This window comes from Planctellipticum variicoloris (assembly GCF_030622045.1).
GTDB classification, from domain to species: domain Bacteria; phylum Planctomycetota; class Planctomycetia; order Planctomycetales; family Planctomycetaceae; genus Planctellipticum; species Planctellipticum variicoloris.
On record NZ_CP130886.1, the window covers coordinates 4230765 to 4249702 of the forward strand.

At 62.7% G+C, this 18938-nt stretch carries 16 protein-coding genes and 1 tRNA gene; 6 read left to right on the top strand and 11 right to left on the bottom strand.

The annotated features are described in order from the left end of the window. Nucleotides 1–655: 655 nt before the first annotated feature. The 3 genes from SH412_RS16440 to SH412_RS16450 all read right to left on the bottom strand — a co-directional run bounded on the left by SH412_RS16440 (nt 656) and on the right by SH412_RS16450 (nt 3159). Nucleotides 656–991: a hypothetical protein gene (locus SH412_RS16440; protein ID WP_336519105.1), complete on the bottom strand. Its 336-nt coding sequence runs from the start codon at nt 989–991 to the stop codon at nt 656–658. A gap of 699 nt (nt 992–1690) precedes the next feature. Next, nucleotides 1691–2971, bottom strand: coding sequence for a site-specific integrase (locus tag SH412_RS16445; protein ID WP_336519106.1), 1281 nt, complete (start codon nt 2969–2971; stop codon nt 1691–1693). 113 nt (nt 2972–3084) lie between these two features. Continuing rightward, nucleotides 3085–3159, bottom strand: a tRNA-Pro gene (locus tag SH412_RS16450). 328 nt (nt 3160–3487) lie between these two features. Between SH412_RS16450 and SH412_RS16455 the strand changes: the two genes are divergently transcribed. Together SH412_RS16455 and SH412_RS16460 are read left to right on the top strand one after the other, a co-directional pair. Further along, nucleotides 3488–3712, top strand: a complete 225-nt coding sequence (locus SH412_RS16455; protein ID WP_336519107.1) for an RNA-binding S4 domain-containing protein — start codon at nt 3488–3490, stop codon at nt 3710–3712. A 128-nt stretch (nt 3713–3840) separates the two neighbouring features. Beyond that, nucleotides 3841–4479, top strand: a complete 639-nt coding sequence (locus SH412_RS16460) for a hypothetical protein (RefSeq protein ID WP_336519108.1) — start codon at nt 3841–3843, stop codon at nt 4477–4479. A 25-nt stretch (nt 4480–4504) separates the two neighbouring features. Here SH412_RS16460 and SH412_RS16465 read toward each other — a convergent pair whose 3' ends face one another. The 5 genes from SH412_RS16465 to SH412_RS16485 form a co-directional block, all read right to left on the bottom strand. Further along, entirely contained in the window at nt 4505–5767 is a 1263-nt protein-coding gene (locus SH412_RS16465) for a lactonase family protein (protein ID WP_336519109.1), read from the bottom strand. 102 nt (nt 5768–5869) lie between these two features. Then, complete coding sequence (locus SH412_RS16470) at nt 5870–6361, bottom strand: hypothetical protein (protein ID WP_336519110.1); 492 nt, start codon at nt 6359–6361, stop codon at nt 5870–5872. A gap of 327 nt (nt 6362–6688) precedes the next feature. Beyond that, nucleotides 6689–7903, bottom strand: coding sequence for an AAA family ATPase (locus SH412_RS16475; protein WP_336519111.1), 1215 nt, complete (start codon nt 7901–7903; stop codon nt 6689–6691). After that, nucleotides 7896–9569 (bottom strand): dihydroxy-acid dehydratase, encoded by a 1674-nt coding sequence (gene ilvD / locus SH412_RS16480; protein ID WP_336519112.1) that lies wholly within the window; start codon nt 9567–9569, stop codon nt 7896–7898. Before ilvD ends, SH412_RS16475 begins: the two co-directional genes overlap by 8 nt. A 56-nt stretch (nt 9570–9625) precedes the next feature. Next, nucleotides 9626–9916, bottom strand: coding sequence for a putative quinol monooxygenase (locus tag SH412_RS16485; protein ID WP_336519113.1), 291 nt, complete (start codon nt 9914–9916; stop codon nt 9626–9628). A 349-nt stretch (nt 9917–10265) separates the two neighbouring features. On the opposite strand from SH412_RS16485, the gene SH412_RS16490 reads away from it, so the two are divergent. The 4 genes from SH412_RS16490 (at nt 10266) to SH412_RS16505 (ending at nt 15429) form a co-directional block, all read left to right on the top strand. Next, nucleotides 10266–12281 carry a sigma-54-dependent Fis family transcriptional regulator gene (locus SH412_RS16490; protein ID WP_336519114.1) on the top strand — a complete coding sequence of 672 codons (2016 nt, stop codon included), beginning with the start codon at nt 10266–10268 and terminating at the stop codon, nt 12279–12281. 89 nt (nt 12282–12370) lie between these two features. After that, entirely contained in the window at nt 12371–13054 is a 684-nt protein-coding gene (locus SH412_RS16495; protein ID WP_336519115.1) for a hypothetical protein, read from the top strand. Between the two features lie 38 nt (nt 13055–13092). Then, on the top strand, nt 13093–14598 hold the full coding sequence (locus tag SH412_RS16500) for a hypothetical protein (protein ID WP_336519116.1): 1506 nt from the start codon (nt 13093–13095) through the stop codon (nt 14596–14598). Between the two features lie 234 nt (nt 14599–14832). Continuing rightward, complete coding sequence (locus SH412_RS16505) at nt 14833–15429, top strand: riboflavin synthase (RefSeq protein WP_336519117.1); 597 nt, start codon at nt 14833–14835, stop codon at nt 15427–15429. Nucleotides 15430–15580: 151 nt separating this feature from the next. On the opposite strand, the gene SH412_RS16510 is transcribed toward SH412_RS16505, so the two are convergent. The 3 genes from SH412_RS16510 to larB form a co-directional block, all read right to left on the bottom strand. Then, complete coding sequence (locus SH412_RS16510; RefSeq protein WP_336519118.1) at nt 15581–16921, bottom strand: Gfo/Idh/MocA family protein; 1341 nt, start codon at nt 16919–16921, stop codon at nt 15581–15583. A 335-nt stretch (nt 16922–17256) separates the two neighbouring features. Beyond that, entirely contained in the window at nt 17257–18129 is an 873-nt protein-coding gene (locus SH412_RS16515; RefSeq protein ID WP_336519119.1) for an NAD(P)H-hydrate dehydratase, read from the bottom strand. Between the two features lie 26 nt (nt 18130–18155). Next, entirely contained in the window at nt 18156–18932 is a 777-nt protein-coding gene (larB, locus tag SH412_RS16520) for a nickel pincer cofactor biosynthesis protein LarB (RefSeq protein WP_336519120.1), read from the bottom strand. Between the last annotated feature and the right edge of the window lie 6 nt (nt 18933–18938).

Here is an 18938-nt window from a genome sequence, read left to right on the forward strand (position 1 = left end):
CTCCAGTTCCAGATCCAGCTCCAGTTCCAGTTCCACTTGTGCAAGATTGTGTGGCGTGCCCGTCACGTCCCTCACGCGTGGATGACGCGTCGCTGACGCGCGGGGCACGCGTGTGGTACGCGTCAGCGTCGGGTGGGGCGGGAATCTTGCTGACTGACTCCCGGTTGTTAATGAGCTGATGACGCGTGAACGACGGGACCACTCCGAAGCAACGCCCGTCGACGTCGTACCTTGTGATGAATTCTCGCGACTGCAACGCGTCGAGAACGGCCGCAAAGTCGACGTCGTCGTATGGGAGAATCTGGAGCTTCAGGAATCGCGGCTTCCATTCGAACCGCCCCTCCCGGTCGCATTGCGTCCACAGCCCGACATACGCCAGGCGGATCGGCAGACCGGATTCGCGCTCCAAATCGAATAGCTCGTCGTGCTGAAAGAACTCCGGTTTCACGGAGCGGATTTTCGCTGGCATCAGACACCCCCTCTTGTGCTGCTGGGGGTGGATACCGGCGTCTTGGCGAGCGCGCGGAATGTGCCTATCATTTGTCGTCGATCCTTCGGTTGCCCGGTCGCAGGAGGCACAACTTGCCTGCGGCCGGGTTTTTTGTCGGTTGGTCGCGGCCAGCCACGTCAGCCGGCCTGCGGTCATCTCTCCCGGTCAGAGCAGCCCGGCGGCCTGCAGCTTCTTCGTCGTGCGCGAGTCGCGCTCGGTCGGCTTGCTGTCAGCGGATTCGGCCCGGCATTTCGCGACTGCGTTGGCGGTCTGCTCACGCACGAATTGCGCGAACGCGGCGGCGGTGGTACACCAGGTGCCGTAGACCTGCACGCATTCGAGCTTTGCGCCGTGGCAGCCCTTGACTCGCCATCGCCAGATGACGGACGGCGACGGTTTCTTGCCCAGTCGGGCGGTAGCGATTTCCCGGACCGGGCGCAGGTCATCGTGCTCCGGGTCGATCAGTCCCGCAGACGGCGGGGATAGCGTTGCGGTAGTCATGAAAATAGCCTCCAGCGTGTGCCAACTGATGGAATCAGCTTCGAACACGAGGGAGGCTACATTCGGTTGCGGTGGTCGTCTGTAACGAAACGTAACGTGTTACGACTTGTTACGGATGCCGCTCAGTTTTCCGGGCACGATGGCAGGCTTGCCTCATTGTCGATTCGTCGGTCGGATCTCCCGTCTTCTCAGTCCAAAGGTGAGCGATTTCCTTCCAACCGACAGATGGCCTCTTTTCCCGCAACGGCCGCGCAAATTCCCATCGGTCCGCGTCGGCCGCCGATGCGCGGGCGCCATTGCCTTTCGTGGTTCTCAATCGCTCCTTCAGCAGTCGGAGCATCGCGAGCAATTCCAGCGGCGCAAGTGTCTTCGCCCGGTCGATCGTTAGACCAGGAATCTCGCTGGAGAGCCAGGCGGATTGAAACTCTCGCCTCTCCTGAAAGTTATCGCCGGGCATGCCATCTGGACGCAGTTCCCGCATGAGCGCGATGCACTCACGCGCCGCCTGATGCTGGCGATTCGCTTCAGCGGTCGCCAATTCCCCACTGATTGCCGCTGCCAGTTCGGCGACCGTAGCCGTCTTTTTTGCCATGATCCCACCTTCCCGACGGTGGACTCCCGAAGAAAACACAATCGCGGGCAGGCGGTCGGGAAACCGCTTTTCAGATGGCCGTCCTATCCCGCGACGTGTCGCAAATTCTATCCGATCTCGCGCATCACTTTCGCCGCCATCGCGAAGTCACGTTCTGCATAAATCTCCGTCACCCGGGGATCGGCGTGTCCCAGAACCGTTGCTGCCGCTTCCAGCCCGTACCGCTCGCGAATCGCAGTTGCCCGACTGTGCCGCAGTTGGTTCGGCGACCAGCAGTATTCCGCACGCCAGGCCGCAGCCGCCGTGCTCAGCCGCAGCTTTTCGGCGTCCCGTTGCTTCTCGGTCACATCCTGCAGCCGCGCGACTGTGCGACCGACGTTCCGCAGCTCCGCTGGCATCCCGAACGCCATTTCGCAGCCGCGGCCGACAGCCCGGTTGTACGTGTCTTTGGTGTAGCGCGCCCGATGTGTCCGCCCCTTCCGCTTCCGGGCGGCCTGTGACGGAGTCAGCGGGGATCTGCGATTCGCCCGACGGACGGCGTTTCGCTCGGCATCCGCTTCAGCCGGCCAGAAGCAGTATGCTTCGGGATCACGGTCCAGGTACCGGGACAGCACGGCCTGCCCTTCCGGGCCGATGAAGATTCTCCGTTCGCGGCCGTGGTGCTCGGTCTTATGCGTCGCCGGCCGATAGGTCCAGACTCCGTTCAGACCGCGGGTAATGTCGCACGGACGGATCGAGCAGATTTCGCCCGGTCGGGCCCCGCAGAGCAACTGCAGCCGGACCATGTCGGCGACCACTCCCGGAAGATGCGGCAGCGTCGCGTCGACAGTTCCTTGCGGGACCGGAGCAACCGGAGCCGACTCCCGGGCCTTGCTTCTGCCACGTCGCAGCCCGGCGACGGCCTGCAGCGACTGATAGACCGCAGCGGGAACGCGCTCGTTCTCGACTCCCCAGGCGAACAGCCGCTTGACCCTGTGAATCTGCCGGTTCACGTTCGACCGGCACATTCCCGCCGAAATCATCGCGTCGCGGACATCCTTCAGCTTCAGCGGCCCGAAGTCTCTGGCGCGGGTGCGACCGTGCGACCGAATGACGAATCCGAGCGCGTGCCGCAGATTCGTCGTCTCGCCGGTCGGAGTGCCGTCTTTGTGCCGGTAGTACCCTTCCGCGTGCGCCATGAACAGCAGGGCCAGGTCATCGATCGTGAGCGAGTACCGCGACACGTCGCCGTCGCTGGCGAACCACTCCGCAATCAGATCGTCGTATCGATCGCGGGACTCAGGCGAGCCGTACTCGCCGAGATAGTGATCCTTGCCGCCGATCCTCACGCGGGCCTGCCCCGTAGGGCGGTGAAGCGTGTAGGCCGGTTTCCGTCGTGACTTCGTCATCTCTGCGACCGTTTCAGCAGGTGGTAAAAATGTGGTAGTGAGCCACTTTTTCACGCTGCACTGCCGGTCGGCAGGTAATCGTAAGTAACGATTCAGCTTCAAGTTACAAAAGGTCGGGATGACAGGATTTGAACCTGCGACCTCTACGTCCCGAACGTAGCGCTCTAGCCAAGCTGAGCTACATCCCGATGTCTTCCGCGTCGACCGCTCGCCGCCGCGGAGCGTGCATCTTAGCAGGACGACCGACGGGTTCAACTCTCCCGGAGGAGTTTTCCCGACCGTCAAACCTGACGCAGGCGACGCGGACCGAAGTAGTTTCGGCGATTCGCCCGCCGGACTTCAACCGCCCGCCTCATTTTCTCCGAAGCCCCTCGTGGAACCCGTGCGGAGGCGTTCCACGGTTGGACGCTTTCCGGGCGATTCAGGTTCGCGGTGCAAGACAGCTTTGCCCGGCCTTGCTAAGCTGCGTGGATTGCAACCTGCACTGCTCCGACCATCCCTGTCCGGACCGGGACCATGACCGAATACCTGTTGCCCCGCAAGCTGACCCTCGATCAGTTCATGAAGCGCGAAGGCTGGGTGGGGACCGGCGGCCAGGCCAAGTATGTGATTCAATCCGAGATGGTCCGCGTGAACGGCGCCGTCGAAACCCGCCGGGGACGGCAGATGGTCGTGGGCGACGTCGTCGAATTCGAAGGCCAACGGGCCGTGGTCCAGGAAGATCAAGACGATGTGGACTGAGACCGTCAGGCGCTGTGATGGCCCGCCCGAAACGATCGCCGGACGCCAGTCGCGTCGATCACGCTGGCCGTTTATGATCGCTTCGGCGATTCGAGCAATCTCCTGACCTACTGCGGCGAGCGGGCACGATGGACTGGTGGCACCATCTCTGGGCGACGGTTTCCGAGCAGATCCACGACCACGGAGCGAAGGTCCTGACCGGCCTGGTCCTGATGGGGGTCGGCTGGTACTTCGGCAACCGGAAGGCGCGCCATAACTGGCGAAGGCGCGAGTTCTTCGATCGGCTCAACATTTCGCTGAACACGATTCGGGACGGAAAGCTGATGCTGAGAACGCTCGTCGAGAAGCGCGTCGACGATATTTACCTTAACTCGGCCGCCACGGCGGAGGTCATCCGAGCCGCCCAGAAGACGACGCCCCTGGATTCGACGCTTCCGCTGGCGCAGAATGACTACTGGTACTACCTCAATCCGATTCTCAACGAACTGTCGGAGCGGTTTGCCGCCGGGTTGCTGAAACAGGATCAGGGAGCGACGGGAACATCGGCCCGTTACGTGGTGGCCCTGACCAGCGAGACGGCCGGGGATCTGCGAATGCGAAAACTCCGCGCGATGGTGATCCAGCGGTCGCTGCTGGAAAACCTCCCCGAGGAGCAGCCGGCCCTCGAAGCGCCCCACCACCACATCCGCTGGACGACGCTGAAACAGCTCGCCAGCGAATGGAGCCAGCGGCCGTGGAAGTTCATCGAAGTGGAGCTGTGCGTTTGAGGTCGGCGTCTCGAAATCGGCGGCCTCAGTTCCGCTTCGCAAGATCCAGAAAAACAATGATCGACGGGTTCCCGACCGGGGCGTAGTGACCGGTGAATTCCAGGCCGCCGGTCTGGCGATGGATCCGGAAGACGGCGACGTTGTCGGCCCGCTGGTTGCAGCAGTAGAGAAACTGGCCGGTGGGGTCGAAGCTGAAGCTGCGGGGGTAGTCGCCGCGGGTCCATTCTTCGCCGAGATATTTCAGCTCGCCGGTCGGGCCGACGGCGAAGATGCCGATGCTGTCGTGCAGGCGGTTGCCTGCGTAGACGAACTTCCCGTCGGCGGAGACCAGGATCTCCGAGCAGAAATTGCTGCCGGCATAACCCGGCGGCAGAGTCGAGATCGTCTGGCGGGCCGACAACTTGCCAGTCGCGCCATCCCAGTCGAAGAGAACGATGGTCGAACCTTCCTCCTGGATCGAATAGAACCAGCGGCCGTTCGGGTGGAAGTAAAAATGACGCGGGCCATCGCCGGGCGGGAGTGCGACGAAGGGCGTTGCGGCGGGCGACAATGTTCCCTTCTGGTCGTCGAACTTCCAGACGAAGATCTTGTCCAGTCCGAGATCGACGTGGAGCACGAACTTGCCCGAGGGATCGGCTTCGATCATGTGGGCGTGAGTGCGGTCGTGGCCGCTGATGGCGAAGCTGCCGGGAGGAGCATGTTCCGCGCGGGTGGGACCGATGGGACCGTCGTCCTGCTTGACGTCAGTGGCTTCGCCGAGCCGGCCGTCAGGGAGGATCGGCAGGACCGAAACGGAGCCGCCAAAGTAGTTCGCTACCAGCAGAAAACGTCCGGAGGGATGGATGCTGACGTAGGTGGGACCGGCGCCGCCAGAGCGGACGGTGTTGAGGAACGTCAGCTTGCCGTTCGTCCGATCGACGGAGAAGGCGCTGGCCGTGCCTTCCTTCGATTCGCCGACATGGTCGGTTTCGTTGGCGGAGTAGAGCCGAGTTCCCGCGGCATTGACGGCCAGGCAACTGGGGCTGGCGCCGAGGTCAAAGGAGCCGGCGGGAGTGAGTGCGCCGGTCTGGCGGTTGACCTGGAAGTAGTGGATGCCGCGGCCGTTGCCCGGGGGAAGGTCGACCTGGGTCGGGAGGACGTCCTTCAAGGGGGAGCTGAAAGTGCCGACGTAGGCCATCAACGGCGCATCGGACTGGGCGAGGACGCTGCTGCTCAGAAATGGCAGAGATCCGGCGATGGCGGCGGAAGTCGTGAGAAAGGAGCGGCGGGAGCCGTGGAAGTGGGGCATGAATTGGGTTGCCTGTGAGAGCGCGACGGACGCATCAGTTGGCGTCTATCATTGCCGCATCCGTGCCGAAAAGCCAATCGGCGACGAGCACCGGCCAGACAGTCAGTTCTGGAGCGGCTGGTAGCTCTCTTCGGCAGCCAATGGGCCGATTCTTTCGACGGACGGGAGATCGGACAATTGCCCGGCAGTGATGTCCCAGTAGACGCCGTCGGTGAGGCGGAACTTGTCGGAGCGTGGCTCGCCGATCGCTTCCCAGCACCAGGCGACGAGGGTGCGGAGGGCGCGGCAGGTCTGCGGATTGCTCAGGATGTGGTCGAGGTTGAGCTTGCGAACGATTTCGGCGCCGTTCGATCGCTCGTCAAAAGCAACCCCCGCCTGATTTGCCAGGCGTTTGAGCTCATTCTTCGGGTGGACGATGTTTTCGCAGTCGCCGGCATGCTCTGCGAGATTCATGGCGAGCACTTCGTTGACTGCGTCGATGTGCGCAAAGTAGTGCGCTTCAAGCATGTTGACGAGAAAGTGAGCGCTGCAGCGACGTCGGGGAGCCGTTTCCGTTCCGATGACGACGTCCATCGCGTGAGTCAGCCGATGCAACTTCGCTTCCGCACTGGCGCGGCAGTCTGACTCGATATCGTCGATCCAGATTGCGAAACAGTCCACGTTCTTAACGTGGCGTCGAATGTCGTAAGCAATTTCGGCGTCACGATCTGGAATCAGCTTTCCGTGATTCAAATAATCGTCGATGCGAGCCTGTGTGAGTTGCGCCCTTTGTCCCGCTTGGCGCAGCACAAAGAATCTTGCGTGGCCGGTCGCCGAGATCTCTCGAAAGAGTTGGGGAAGAAACTCCCGCTCGCAGGTTCCCGTCACAACTAAACCAAACCGAATGAATCTCCAAGTTTCGGGTTCCGCGGACATGTGGCGTTACTCCGAAGTCGAAGTCACTGTAACCATCGGTTCGGATGACTGCTCTCCGATCAATTGTGACATGTAAAGCGCCCCGGCGGCGTATTGATCCAAGAGGTCCTTCACATCCTCGCGTTCACTCAATCGCCGCAGCGACGCCCCATTGCGAGTGGGGGTGATCTCAATGAGCTGCGACGGTTCGAAGTAACTCAGCAGTACCGGGGAGTGTGAGGCGATCAGGACCTGCCGGCCCCAATGGTCCACCGCATCCCGGACTGCTTCGCAAAGGACGAAGATCGCCCAGGGATGGAGTGACGTCTCCGGCTCATCCAGCAGGATCGACTGCGATTGCTGTCGATTCTCTCCGAAGATCGCGACAAGGATCAACAGAAGCTGCAGAAGGCCGTCGGCCGCTGCGGAAGGTCGGACCTCAAAATCTGAACCATATTCGAGAAAACTCCCTGTGACGTACTCCGGCCCCGATGGATCCAGTACGAGCTCGTCTACCGACGGAAAAGCCCGGCGAAGATAGCCCAGGATTGTCTGGTAACGGTCATCAGCGGCGCGGCGGCCCTGGAGGTTCCTCAGGATGGACCAGAGATTGTGCCCGCTATCGCTGAGTCGCCAGTCCGTACCCGCTTCCGAACCGCGAGATCTCAACGAGTAGAGGTTGAACGATCGACAGTGAAAGTAGCGGATATTTCGAACCGCCTGATCAAGTCGAGAAATGCCAGCCATTTCAGGATGGTAGAACTGAAACACATCGAGCGACAGCCGCTCCGGTTCGCGCAGAGGCGTTGACTCAAGGCCCGGAACCCCAGTCTTCTTGATGTCAACCTTCTGCATACCGGTTTTGCGTTGCATCAGTACCTCACCGGTCGAGACTTGTGTCAATGTCTCTCCCGGCGTGTCATCCACGCGACCGTCGACAAATCCGAGCCGGATCTCGTAGCGGAAGTCGTCGCACTCGACTCCAATTTGAATTTGCTCCCCCTCGGCAGCCTCGCGCCAGAGCATGCCAATCCCGTGGCCTCGCTTGGCCGTAGCGTTCGACACGCCGCGTGCTCCACAGTCTCGAAGCAGCCAGAGAGCATCCAGCAACGTCGATTTCCCAGCCGTGTTCGGACCAAAGAGCACGTCGACAGAGTCAAGCGTCAAGTCGGTCGCAACATGCGATCGAAAGTTGCGGACATGCAATCTGCGAATCAGAGGTGTTGGTTTCGTCTCACTCATCCGTCACACAGCCTTCGCTCGCCGTCTTCACCAGCTTGATGTACTTGTGCAGCGTGCCGCGCGTCGCCTTCAGCGGCGGAGTCACAAAGGCGGCTTTCCGCTTCGCGAGCTCTTCGTCCGACAGGGCGACGTCAATCCGGTTCGTTTCAGCGTTGATCGTGATCTCGTCGCCCGTCTGGACCAGGGCGATCGGCCCCCCCTCCTGGGCTTCGGGGGTCACGTGACCCACGATGAAGCCGTGCGATCCGCCGCTGAACCGGCCGTCGGTGATCAGGGCCACGTCGGCGCCGAGGCCGGCCCCCATGATGACCGAAGTCGGCGTGAGCATTTCCGGCATGCCGGGGCCGCCCTTGGGGCCTTCGTACCGGATGATGATCACGTCTCCCTTCTGGATTTCCTTGTGCTCCATCCCGGCGAGCATGGCTTCTTCGCTGTCGTAACAGCGGGCCGTCCCCTTGAAGATCAGCCCTTCCTTGCCGGTGATCTTGGCCACCGCCCCGTCAGGACAGAAGTTGCCGCGCATGATCCGGATGTGGCCCGATTCCTTGATCGGCGTTTCGATCGGAACGATCACCCGCTGGCCTTCGGCGAGACCCGGAACGTCCTTGACGTTTTCTGCAATCGTCTTGCCGGTCACGGTCAGGCAGGAGCCGTCGAGGAAGCCCTTCTCAAGGAGATACTTCATCACGGCCGGCGTGCCGCCGACGTGGTGCAGGTCTTCCATCACGTACTTGCCGCTCGGCTTGAGGTCGGCGATGAACGGCACGCGGTCGCTGACCTTCTGGAAATCGTCGATCGTCAGAGGGACGTCCACTGAGCGGGCCATGGCGATCAGGTGGAGCACGGCGTTGGTCGAGCCGCCGGTCGCCATGACGAACACCATCGCGTTTTCGAACGCGGCGCGGGTCATGATGTCTCGGGGCTTGATGTCCTTTTCCAGCAGATTGCGGATCGCCTTGCCGGCGGCCAGACACTCGGCGTACTTGAGCGGATCTTCGGCAGGGATCGACGAGCTGTAGGGGAGCGACATCCCCATCGCCTCGATCGCGGAAGCCATCGTGTTCGCCGTATACATGCCGCCGCACGCCCCGGCGCCGGGGATGCTGCAACGAATCACTTCGGCCCGCTCCTCCTCGGGCATTTTGCCGGTGATGTATTCGCCGTACGCCTGGAAGGCGGAGACGATATCCAGCTTCGGGTGGCGGGGGGTGCAGCCGGCGCGGATCGTGCCGCCGTAGACCATGATCGCGGGACGATTGAGCCGTCCCATCGCGATCAGGCAGCCGGGCATGTTCTTGTCGCAACCCGGGATCGAAATGTTGGCGTCGTACCACTGGGCGCACATCACCGTTTCGATGCTGTCGGCGATCAGGTCGCGCGACTGCAGCGAGAAGGACATGCCGTCAGTCCCCATCGAGATACCGTCGCTGACGCCGATGGTGTTGAATCGCATGCCGACCATGTCGGCGGCGACGACCCCTTCCTTCACCTTTTCGGCGAGCTTGTTGAGGTGCATGTTGCAGGTGTTGCCGTCGTACCAGACGCTGGCGATGCCGACCTGGGCCTTGTTCATGTCCTCGGCGGTCATGCCGGTGCCATAGAGCATGGCCTGCGAGGCGCCCTGGGATTTCGGTTGCGTGATGCGGGAGGAGATCTTGTTGAGCATTTTTCTTCGTCGATGGTTGAAAGTTGATCGTTGATGGTCAGAGACGGAGCGACGGCTTATGGGAGGACGAGTTCCGACGGATGCGGCACGCGGTCGACTTTGGGGAGAACCTGGGGCTGGTAAATCGTGGTGTAGGCGGTCGCGGTGCGGTGGACGTCCAGCGCGCCCTGCGTTTCCCAGTGCTCGTTCAAGATGAAAATTCTCTGGTCGCTTGTCGAGTGATAAACCTCGAAGCGGACGCAACCGGGCTCCAGGCGGGACAGGCGGCATTGTTCGGAGAGGAGCGAGCGGATCTGGGGGACGTCGGCCGCGTCCTTCACAGTGAGCACCACATTGACGTAAATCATGACCGGCAGACCTTTCGAGGTGGATCGAGTCGACGAATTTGGAGCATACCACAGACCGGGGGAGGGGCGGAAACCGACTGGGACGAAGAACTCTCGCGGTGACGCAAAGGCAAAGAGGAGGTCGCTGAGAAGACACGTCGAAAAGGAAAGGGATGACGGGGAAAATCGAAGCGAACCAGCAGGACCAGTTCGGCGCGAGATTGCGACGATGTACAGGAACGTGACGAGAACGGGCACCCGTCTGGTGTTGCAGCTCCGTGAGAACTGGTATCATCGCGACTCTGAGAACACCTTCACAGACTCACGCTGAGCGGCATCTGTCGTCAGCATGATTGGCAGGATCGTTGTAATGTTGACGAAATCAGGCGGAGCCGGCGTGCGTTGGCTGGGATGGTCGCAGGTGCTGCAGGACGTCCGGAACGACGATGCCTCGGCGCTGCTGGGGCTCGCCGACCAGCTCGAACAGGCGGCGTTCGGAGTTGCAAACGTCGCCGATTTCCTCCGGCAGGCACTGGGCGATATCGCCGGAGAGTTTGGTGCGAACGGGGTTTGCGTCTATCAGCGAACCCCGGAATGGAAAGCATTGGGCGTCCATGGACGCTGGACGCCCGGCGAGGGGCCGTTTGAAGTCATGACCGAGGCGCTGGATCGAGAGTCTGCGGTCTATGCGGCAACCGCGGGGCCATTGGCCAGCCCGGTCCTTGTCGCACCGGTCCGGTCGCGGTCGTTCCAGAATCCGCTGCTCGTGCTGACGGGGCGCAATCTGGCGGACGACATTCTCGGGCCTCTCTGGCTCGCCGCCCGTGCCTTGGGAACCGGGTTAGAGTTCGTTCAGGCAAAGAGTCAGTCGGTCCGGCGGATCGATCAGCTCCGGAGCACGCTGCGAATCGCGTCATCGCTGAGCCAGATTCAGGAGACGGAGCCGCTGCTGAATCAGATTGCTCAGGAGGCGACGCGTCTCCTCGAATGCGATCGGGCAAGCATTTTTATCTGGGACAAGGAGCATGGCGAAGTCGTCGCCCGGCCTGCGCTGGGGGTCGAAGGAGGCTCTCTGCGCTTGCCGGATAAGACCGGCGTCGTCGGCGAAGTGATCCACAGCGGTCGGCTGATCCGGGTCGACGACGCTTACCACGACGCGCGGTTCAGCCAGGCGGTGGATGCCACCAGCGGGTATCGGACGAAGAACCTGATCTGCTGTCCGTTGAATGATCACGACGGGAAGCGACTGGGGGCCTTTGAGGTCATCAACAAGTCCGAGGGAACCTTCAGCGACGAAGACGAAGCGACCGTCACCGAACTGGCGGCCCAAGTCGCGGTTGCACTGCAGAACACCCGCGAACGGGAGACGCTGCTGCGGTCGCATCGCCAGCTCACCGAGCAGGTGACACGGGGCGTGACGATCATCGGGGAGAGCCCGGCGATCAACGCCATGCGGGGAACGATCCGCCGGCTGGCCACGACCGATCTGCCCGTGTTGATTCTCGGCGAAAGCGGGACCGGCAAAGAAGTCGTTGCGCAGTCACTGCACTATCTGGGCACGCGCGCCGAGCGGCCGTTCATTGCCGTGAACTGTGCGGCTCTCGCAGAATCGCTGCTGGAAAGCGAACTGTTCGGCCACGAGAAGGGGGCTTTCACCGACGCCCGCGAGCTGCGTCGCGGCAAATTTGAGCTCGCCGAGGGGGGGACGATCTTCCTGGACGAGATCGGCGACATGAGCCAGGGGGGGCAGGCCAAGCTGCTGCGGGTGCTGGAGCAGAAGGTGATCACGCGAGTCGGCGGTTCTCAGCCAATCCCCATCAACGCGAGGGTCATCGCCGCCACGAATGCGAATCTCGCCGAAATGGTGAAGGCCAAGAAGTTCCGCGAGGATCTCTATTTCCGACTGAACGTGGTGACGCTGGACCTCCCTGCCCTGCGGAACCGGCCGGAAGATATCGCGCCGCTGGCCGAGTATTTTCTCAACATCTTTGCCACGCAGGCGCGTCGGCCGCGGCTGCAGCTTTCCGCCGAGGCGCGCAAGCGGCTGCAGGCCCATCCGTGGCCAGGTAATGTCCGCGAGTTGCGGAACCTGATGGAGCGGGTGGCGTTCCTGGCGCCAGGCGACCGGGTCGAGTCCGAGGATCTGGCGTTCATCCTGAGTCCCGAGCGGGACACGATGCCTGAGCCGTCGCCCGATCTGGGCTTGAGCGAAGCGACCAACCGTTTCCAGCAGGAATTCATCCGCCGAGCGATCAAGCGGGTGCGGGGGAACATGAGCGAAGCGGCCCGGCTGATGGGTCTGCACCGGTCGAACCTGTACCGCAAGATGCGGCAGCTCGCGATGAGCGAAGCAGGCGAAGGGGACCTGGGGGACGATGAGGTCTGATTGGCGAAGAGGAAGATTTCTCGCGGGGTGAAGAGGGGATTGCGGAGGTTGCAGAGTAGACGGAGTGGTTGAGGCAATCAGGAGCCAAGATGGGCGACTGGCCGGTTCGGGAGCCGTGGTTTCTGCATGGTCGACGGAGCGTGCTCCAGCGGGCGGTGCTGATTAGTGCGGCGCTGGCGATGTGTGCCATGACGTCGGCATGGATCGTCACATTCGGATATATGGCGTTCTATTACGGTCCCAATCCCTCGTTGGGACACAGCGAATTCAGTTTCGCCGCCTTCGCAGCCCTTTCGACGACACTCTGCATGTTGCTGCCGCTACGAGTTGGTTTCTGCCAAGAGTTGCCGTCTATCGTACGGAATTCGTTGGTTGCATGGTTGACGACCGCGTTCGTTGTCTGGATCTGTCTGAAGCTGGACGATCAGATGTTCCATGCAATGTCCTGGCGGAACTGGAGTTGGTGGACGATCCGTAGCTGGATCTCCGTCTGCGGTGTGGCGTATGCCTATGCCGTCAACCTCTGGTTGCCGCGTCGCGTCCGCTTCGCCTGGACTTCAGCGTTCGTCTCTCAGTTGCTCCCCCCGTTGCTCCCGTGGATCATCCTTCCGCTCGAACATTATCTGTCGCGTCCGGCCCTTTGGGTCACCAGCCCCGAACTGGAACGGACACGTTTCCTCATCGCCTTGTGGGGACTGCCCAACATGGCCATTCTGGTGCCGTGGGGCTTGCCGTGGTGGCAGGCCCCGCCTGAAGAAGCGACGCCTGAGTGATGCGATTTCCCGGCAGCCGTGATAACTCTGCGAGGCGAATGGCGGCTGCAGTCATCACCTGCTGGCTGGCGTTGGGCGGACTAGCGGAAGTGCGGGCTGATGATCCTTCCGACGGCGGCCGTTGGAGCTGGGGGCCGGGCGCGGCCACCTTGCGGCAGACAACTTTGTGGCGTGAGCTGCCGATCCGCGGACCGCTGGTGCAGTTGGAGTTGCTGAACCGTGACTGTCTCTCAGGCGAGCTCCGCCGGCTGACCGACGAGTCGATCGAGTTCCGGACCATCAGCGGCAGCACCGTCCAGTTTCCCCGCGCCGCCCTGCTCGGACTGCAGCAGTCCGCGGAGTGGGATGTCCTCGAATTCCGCCGGGGCTCGTGCGGAACAAGCACGTCCCCCTGCGAATTCGCCGCCACGCCGCGCGAGGGCCGATTGAGCGGCTGGCTGCAGCTCGGTGCCGAATCCGTCGACGAGCTCTGTTCCATTTCGCTGGGACAATGGTCGTTCCGGGTGCGCAGCAATGTCCGACGGATCACAAGCGTGGATCGTCGGCTACCTCAACGACTCACGCTCGACTGGCGTGGCGGTCGGGTCCGGCTGTTCCTGGCGGGACAATTGATTTGCGAGGACCGTGCGCCCTTCGACGCCGATCCGGTTGTCGTCACACCCGGAGACGGAGTGGACTTTCAGGACGCCATATTGGCCCGACCCCGCAATCATCCTGTCACGAAATCACACCCCCTGGCTTTGCCACTGGTTGGTCTGGCAGATGGGGAAGAACTGGCCGCAGAACACGTACAAATTGTCGACGGAGAGCTGGAACTTGAATCTGACGGTGCGGCAACGCGCTGGCCGTGGTCGGAGTGGAAGTCGATCGCCTGGCCCGCGCCCAGGGACAACATTCCCGCACACCCCGTTTCGGGCTGGCTCGTGGAGCTGGAACTGCAGCCGCTGGCCGAGTCTCCGGGGGAAACGCTTGATCGGCTGACGGGGGCGATCACACGCGCTGACGGAACAGGACTGTGGCTGGCTCACCCGTTGCTCGGGCGCCTGCCGATTGCCTGGTCCGCAGTTCGGCGGATCACGCTGCGCGGCTGGGGCACGGCGACGCCGCTCCGGCTGGGACCGGTGCATCTCGGGGACGAAATCCGGCTCGACCTTCGGTCGCCGACGCCAATCGGCCATCGACTGGCCGGCCATTTTCCGGCCCCGAAGTTCTGGAACGGACGGCTCTGGATCGAACTCGACCATTCTGAACTGGAGCCTGCCGGCGCCGAAACACCTCCCGGCTCACCGTTTCTGGCCGAGCTCCGCGCCGGCGGCCTGCTCACGGACTTGAGCATCAATCAGCAGCCGCTCGCGCCGCTCAACTCCCGCATCCGCTGGAAAGCGGACGTTGCCCGTCCAGAACGCCTCACCATCCCCCTGCCCCGCTCGCTGCTGCAACGGCGAGACAACTCCTGGGAACTGCGGGAACACCCCCGAAACGCGGCCGGTGGGTATGATGACTGGGAACTGTGGAATCTGATTCTGTATGAGACGTGGCCGTAGAATTGCGGAGATTTCTCACAGAGATGCGGGAATTCCTGGAGAGTCCGGAAAAGTCTGATGACGACGAACACGTGTGCGAGTTGAGTCCGAATCACGTACGACGGACATCCTTATCCGTCGCGTTGACCGGTCGGTCACTCCGTGAAAGAGCCCGACGGACGTGAACGTCCGTCGTACGACAATCAGACGACAACCGACAAATCACAAATCACCTGCCACCAGGAACCAACTCCCATGTTTACCGGTCTTGTCGAAGGTCTCGGAACGATTACCGCGGTTGTCACTGAGCCTGCCGGAATCCGACTGATCGTTGAACCGCCGTTGGAGATGACTGCCGGCGAATCGTGTGCGCTGGGTGACAGCGTGGCGATCAACGGCTGCTGTCTGACCGTCGTCGGCCTGGAAGACGGACGCTGGGCGTTTCAGGCGGGGACCGAGACTCTCTCGAAGACTAGCCTCCGGCGACTGCAGGCTGGCGATCGGGTCAACCTGGAACGCTCGCTGCCGGTCAATGGACGACTCGGCGGGCACTTCGTGCAGGGGCACGTCGACGGCATCGGCACGGTCGATGCCGTCGAGCGAGAAGGAGACTGGATCTCGATGTGGTTCCGCGTGCCGCAGACGCTCACGGCGCTGATGGTGCCGAAGGGCTCGATCGCCGTCGACGGCGTCAGCCTGACACTGGTTCACGTCGAGGCAGACCGGTTCAGCATCGCGCTCATCCCCCACACGCTGGAGGTCACGACGCTCGGCCGACGGAAGGTCGGCGATCCGGTCAACATCGAGACCGATATCCTGGGCAAGTACGTCCAGAAGCTGCTGGGGCGGTGAAGAGAAGAAATGTCGATAGAAGTCGAGAGTTTAGAGACGAGAGTCGAGAGCCAGAGAAGACGACGAAACAGCCGTCTTCTCTGGCAATCTGCGACCCGCGAACAGCCTTCTTCTCCAGCTATTCCCTACTCGCCATTCTCTATTCGCATTCTCATCCCAATCCCGGCACTTCCCAGCCTTTGCGGTACGGGCGTTTCAGGAAGGCGTTGGCGGCTGGCAGATTCGTGAACTTCAGGCCGGGCGCATCCCATTCGAGCGTCGTCTTCGGGAAGCGGGTGGCGACGCAACCGAGCAGAACCGATTCCGTCAGCGGACCGGCGTAGTCGAACGTCGTTGACGTTTTGGTTTCGCCGCGAACGGCGTCAATGAACTGATGCCAGTGGTTTTCCCCGTCGATTTTCGGCACGTCGTAGCCGGCGAAGTCCCTTTCGGGGAGCAGAATCGGCATGGCGATGTGGGGCAGGATCATGGCCCCCTTCTCCCCCAGAAACAGCGAGCCCTGATCGGGCAGCGCGCGATCGCCGACGGCCGACTTAACAACATCTTGCGGCGGGCGCTGGTCGCCGTCGTACCAGGTGATGTCGACTCCCTTTTCGGCGGTGTACGGAGTCTTCGGAAAGGTAAAGCGGACGATCGCGTCGGTCGCCCAGTTGTAATCGTTCGGGGGCGCCCCTTCGGACCGGACAGTCGTCGGCCCGGTCAGGGCCAGGGCGCCGAAGACCGGATCGAAAATGTGGCAGCCCATGTCGCCGAAGGTTCCGGTTCCGAAGTCGACCCGCTTCCGCCAGTTGCCGGGGTGGTAGTAGCCGCCGCCGACAAACGGCCTGGTCTCACAAACGCCCAGCCACATGTCCCAGTCGAGCGTGGCGGGAACCGGATCGCTCCGGGTGGGCTTGCCCGTCGGGTCACCCCACTTCTTGCTGCTCCAGGTGTGGACCGTATGAACCTTGCCGATGGCTCCCTGCTGAATCAGGGCGATCGCGGTCTTGTACTCGCGCGACGAATGGATCTGAATGCCCATCTGCGTCACGAGCTTCTTCTCGCGGGCGTACTCGGTCAGCGCCCGCGACTCGGCGATGTTGTGCGTCAGCGGCTTCTGGCAGTAGACGTTCAGGCCGAGCTGCATTGATGACATGGCCATCGGGGCGTGCATGTGGTCCGGGGTCGAGACGTTGACGGTGTCGAGGTTCTTATGCTCCTTGTCGAGCATCTGCCGCCAGTCCTGGTAGACGCGCAGATCGGGGAACTGCTCCTTGAGCTTGGTGGCACGCGAGGTATCGACTTCCGCGACGCAGATCAGCTTGACCTTGGAATGCTTCGCGATCTCCCCCAGGTCGGCCCCGGCCATGCCCGACGCCCCGAAGCTCGCGTGACGGATGATGTCGCTCGGCGCAGCGGCCTGAGCGGAGCGGGCCAGCAGCGGCAGTCCGATGCCGGCGGCGAGAGACTGCTGCAGAAAGGACCGGCGGGAAGACAGCCAGGGACGGGTCATCAGTACGCGCTCCGGGTTCGAAGGGACGAATCAGTCATCCCGAATATGATAGCCGAGTGACTGGGGAAAGCTCAAAGGGACGGAGGACTTTGAGGACGGAGAGAAGATTTCACGCAACGGCGCGGAACAGAACGCGACGACGCAAAAAATGTCGAATGTCGAAGGCGGAATGTCGAAAGAAGCCGAGAGTCTGGAGCCAGAGAAGACTGCGAGCCAGCCCTCTTCTCTGGCAATCAGCGATCGGCCTTCCTGTCTGGCTACTCGCTACTCGCTACTCGCTATTCCCTATTCGCTGGAAATACCGATTGCGTCATTGCGTGAAATCTTCGTCCCGGTTAACGCGGCAGTTCGTTCCAGGCGCGGGCCACATACCGGGGGAGGTCGGAGGCGATCAGGCCGCAGCAGGAGAGGTGTTCGGCCGCCATGTCTCCTGCACGGCCGTGGAGCCACGCGCCGAGCTGGGCCGCCTCGAACGGCGAGATTCCCTGAGCCAGGAGAGCCGCGATGACACCTGTCAGCACGTCGCCGCAGCCTCCAGTCGCCATGCCGGGATTGCCCGTGTCGTTGATGGCCAGCCGGCGGCCGTCGGTCACGACAGTGCTGGCGCCTTTGAGCAACAGGATTGTTCCGGAACGCCGCGCAAACTCCAGCGCCACGGTTTCGCGACTGGACTGGATCTCCTCCAAGGAGAGTCCCGACAGACGGGCGAACTCGCCCGGATGCGGCGTCAGGATCCGCGCCGCCGTAGGAAATGAATCGAGTGCTGAAGTCCCGGCAAGCGCATTCAACCCGTCGGCATCGACGACCAGCGAACAGGCGGCCGTTGTATACAGATGCCTGACGACATGCTGGACTCCGGGAGACTGGCCAAGACCGGGACCGATGGCGACGGCGGACATGCCGCTCAGTCTGGGCTGCAACGACTGGAATGCGGAGGCAGCGAGCTGGCCGTCTCCATCCTCAGGCAGGTCGCAGGTCAGGTAGCTGGGTTCATAGCCGGCAACAATGGACTGGATGCCGACAGGCACGGCCACGTAGACCAGCCCTGCCCCGCCGCGGAGTGCGCCGAGGCCGGCGAGGCAGGCGGCGCCGCTCATCCCGCGGCTGCCGGCGATGATCAGCGTGCGGCCGAAGGTTCCTTTGTGGGAGTCGACCGGCCGAGGCGGGACGGCGGGGAGACGAGTGACAAGTTCCGGAGCTGCGGACATGGCGAGGCTCCTGTCGAGGTCCTGATTCAGGTTGCGGCGCGGGCGGCGGCAGCCTGGCGGGCAATGAGTCCCGCCAGATAGCCCCCTTTGAACCCGGCATCAATATTGACCACACTGACGTTCGCAGCACAACTGTTGAGCATGCTGAGCAGGGCCGAGAAGCCGCCGAAACTGGCCCCGTAGCCGACGCTGGTCGGCACCCCGATCACGGGGACTGCGACCCAGCCGGCGACGACCGACGGCAATGCCCCTTCCATACCGGCCACGACGACGATAGCGTCGGCGGTCTGCAATCGCTGCCGCTGTTGAAACAATCGATGCGGACCGGCGACGCCGACGTCCGTCAGCAGCTCGACTTCGCAGCCCAGCCAGCGAGCGGTTTCGCAGGCTTCTTCGGCAACGGGGCGGTCGGTGGTTCCGGCGGTGACGACCAGCACGCGCCCACGGGTCGTTGCCTCTCCAAGGCGCCCGAGGGAAATTGTGCGGGCGGTGGAATTGTGGGACGCGGAGGGAAACAGCCCGGCGAGGGCTTCAGCCTGTTCCGCGGAGACTCGCGTCGCCAGCGACGGCTGCCCCGCCTGCTGCTGAGCCTCGAAGACGGCGGCGATCGCTTCGATGGACTTTCCCGGGGCATAGACGACCTCCGGTGCACCGCAGCGGCCGGCGCGATCGAGGTCGATGGAGACGTCGTCGAACCGGGGAGCGACGGTCGCCAGGAGACGCAGTTGCTCCAGCAGTCCGGCGTCCGGCACCTGGCCGGCATGCCAGCTTTCCAGCAGCGCCGTCAGTTCGCGAATTTCCACGGTGCA

Bases quoted from the DNA above. Each gene is read 5' to 3' on its own strand.
- SH412_RS16445 (WP_336519106.1), bottom strand. From the start codon at position 2,971: ATGACGAAGTCACGACGGAAACCGGCCTACACGCTTCACCGCCCTACG.
- SH412_RS16495 (WP_336519115.1), top strand. From the start codon at position 12,371: ATGGGCGACTGGCCGGTTCGGGAGCCGTGGTTTCTGCATGGTCGACGG.
- SH412_RS16490 (WP_336519114.1), top strand. From the start codon at position 10,266: ATGTTGACGAAATCAGGCGGAGCCGGCGTGCGTTGGCTGGGATGGTCG.
- SH412_RS16510 (WP_336519118.1), bottom strand. From the start codon at position 16,921: ATGACCCGTCCCTGGCTGTCTTCCCGCCGGTCCTTTCTGCAGCAGTCT.
- SH412_RS16465 (WP_336519109.1), bottom strand. From the start codon at position 5,767: ATGCCCCACTTCCACGGCTCCCGCCGCTCCTTTCTCACGACTTCCGCC.
- SH412_RS16485 (WP_336519113.1), bottom strand. From the start codon at position 9,916: ATGATTTACGTCAATGTGGTGCTCACTGTGAAGGACGCGGCCGACGTC.
- SH412_RS16515 (WP_336519119.1), bottom strand. From the start codon at position 18,129: ATGTCCGCAGCTCCGGAACTTGTCACTCGTCTCCCCGCCGTCCCGCCT.
- SH412_RS16460 (WP_336519108.1), top strand. From the start codon at position 3,841: ATGGACTGGTGGCACCATCTCTGGGCGACGGTTTCCGAGCAGATCCAC.
- SH412_RS16440 (WP_336519105.1), bottom strand. From the start codon at position 991: ATGACTACCGCAACGCTATCCCCGCCGTCTGCGGGACTGATCGACCCG.
- SH412_RS16475 (WP_336519111.1), bottom strand. From the start codon at position 7,903: ATGAGTGAGACGAAACCAACACCTCTGATTCGCAGATTGCATGTCCGC.
- SH412_RS16500 (WP_336519116.1), top strand. From the start codon at position 13,093: ATGGCGGCTGCAGTCATCACCTGCTGGCTGGCGTTGGGCGGACTAGCG.
- ilvD (WP_336519112.1), bottom strand. From the start codon at position 9,569: ATGCTCAACAAGATCTCCTCCCGCATCACGCAACCGAAATCCCAGGGC.
- SH412_RS16505 (WP_336519117.1), top strand. From the start codon at position 14,833: ATGTTTACCGGTCTTGTCGAAGGTCTCGGAACGATTACCGCGGTTGTC.
- SH412_RS16455 (WP_336519107.1), top strand. From the start codon at position 3,488: ATGACCGAATACCTGTTGCCCCGCAAGCTGACCCTCGATCAGTTCATG.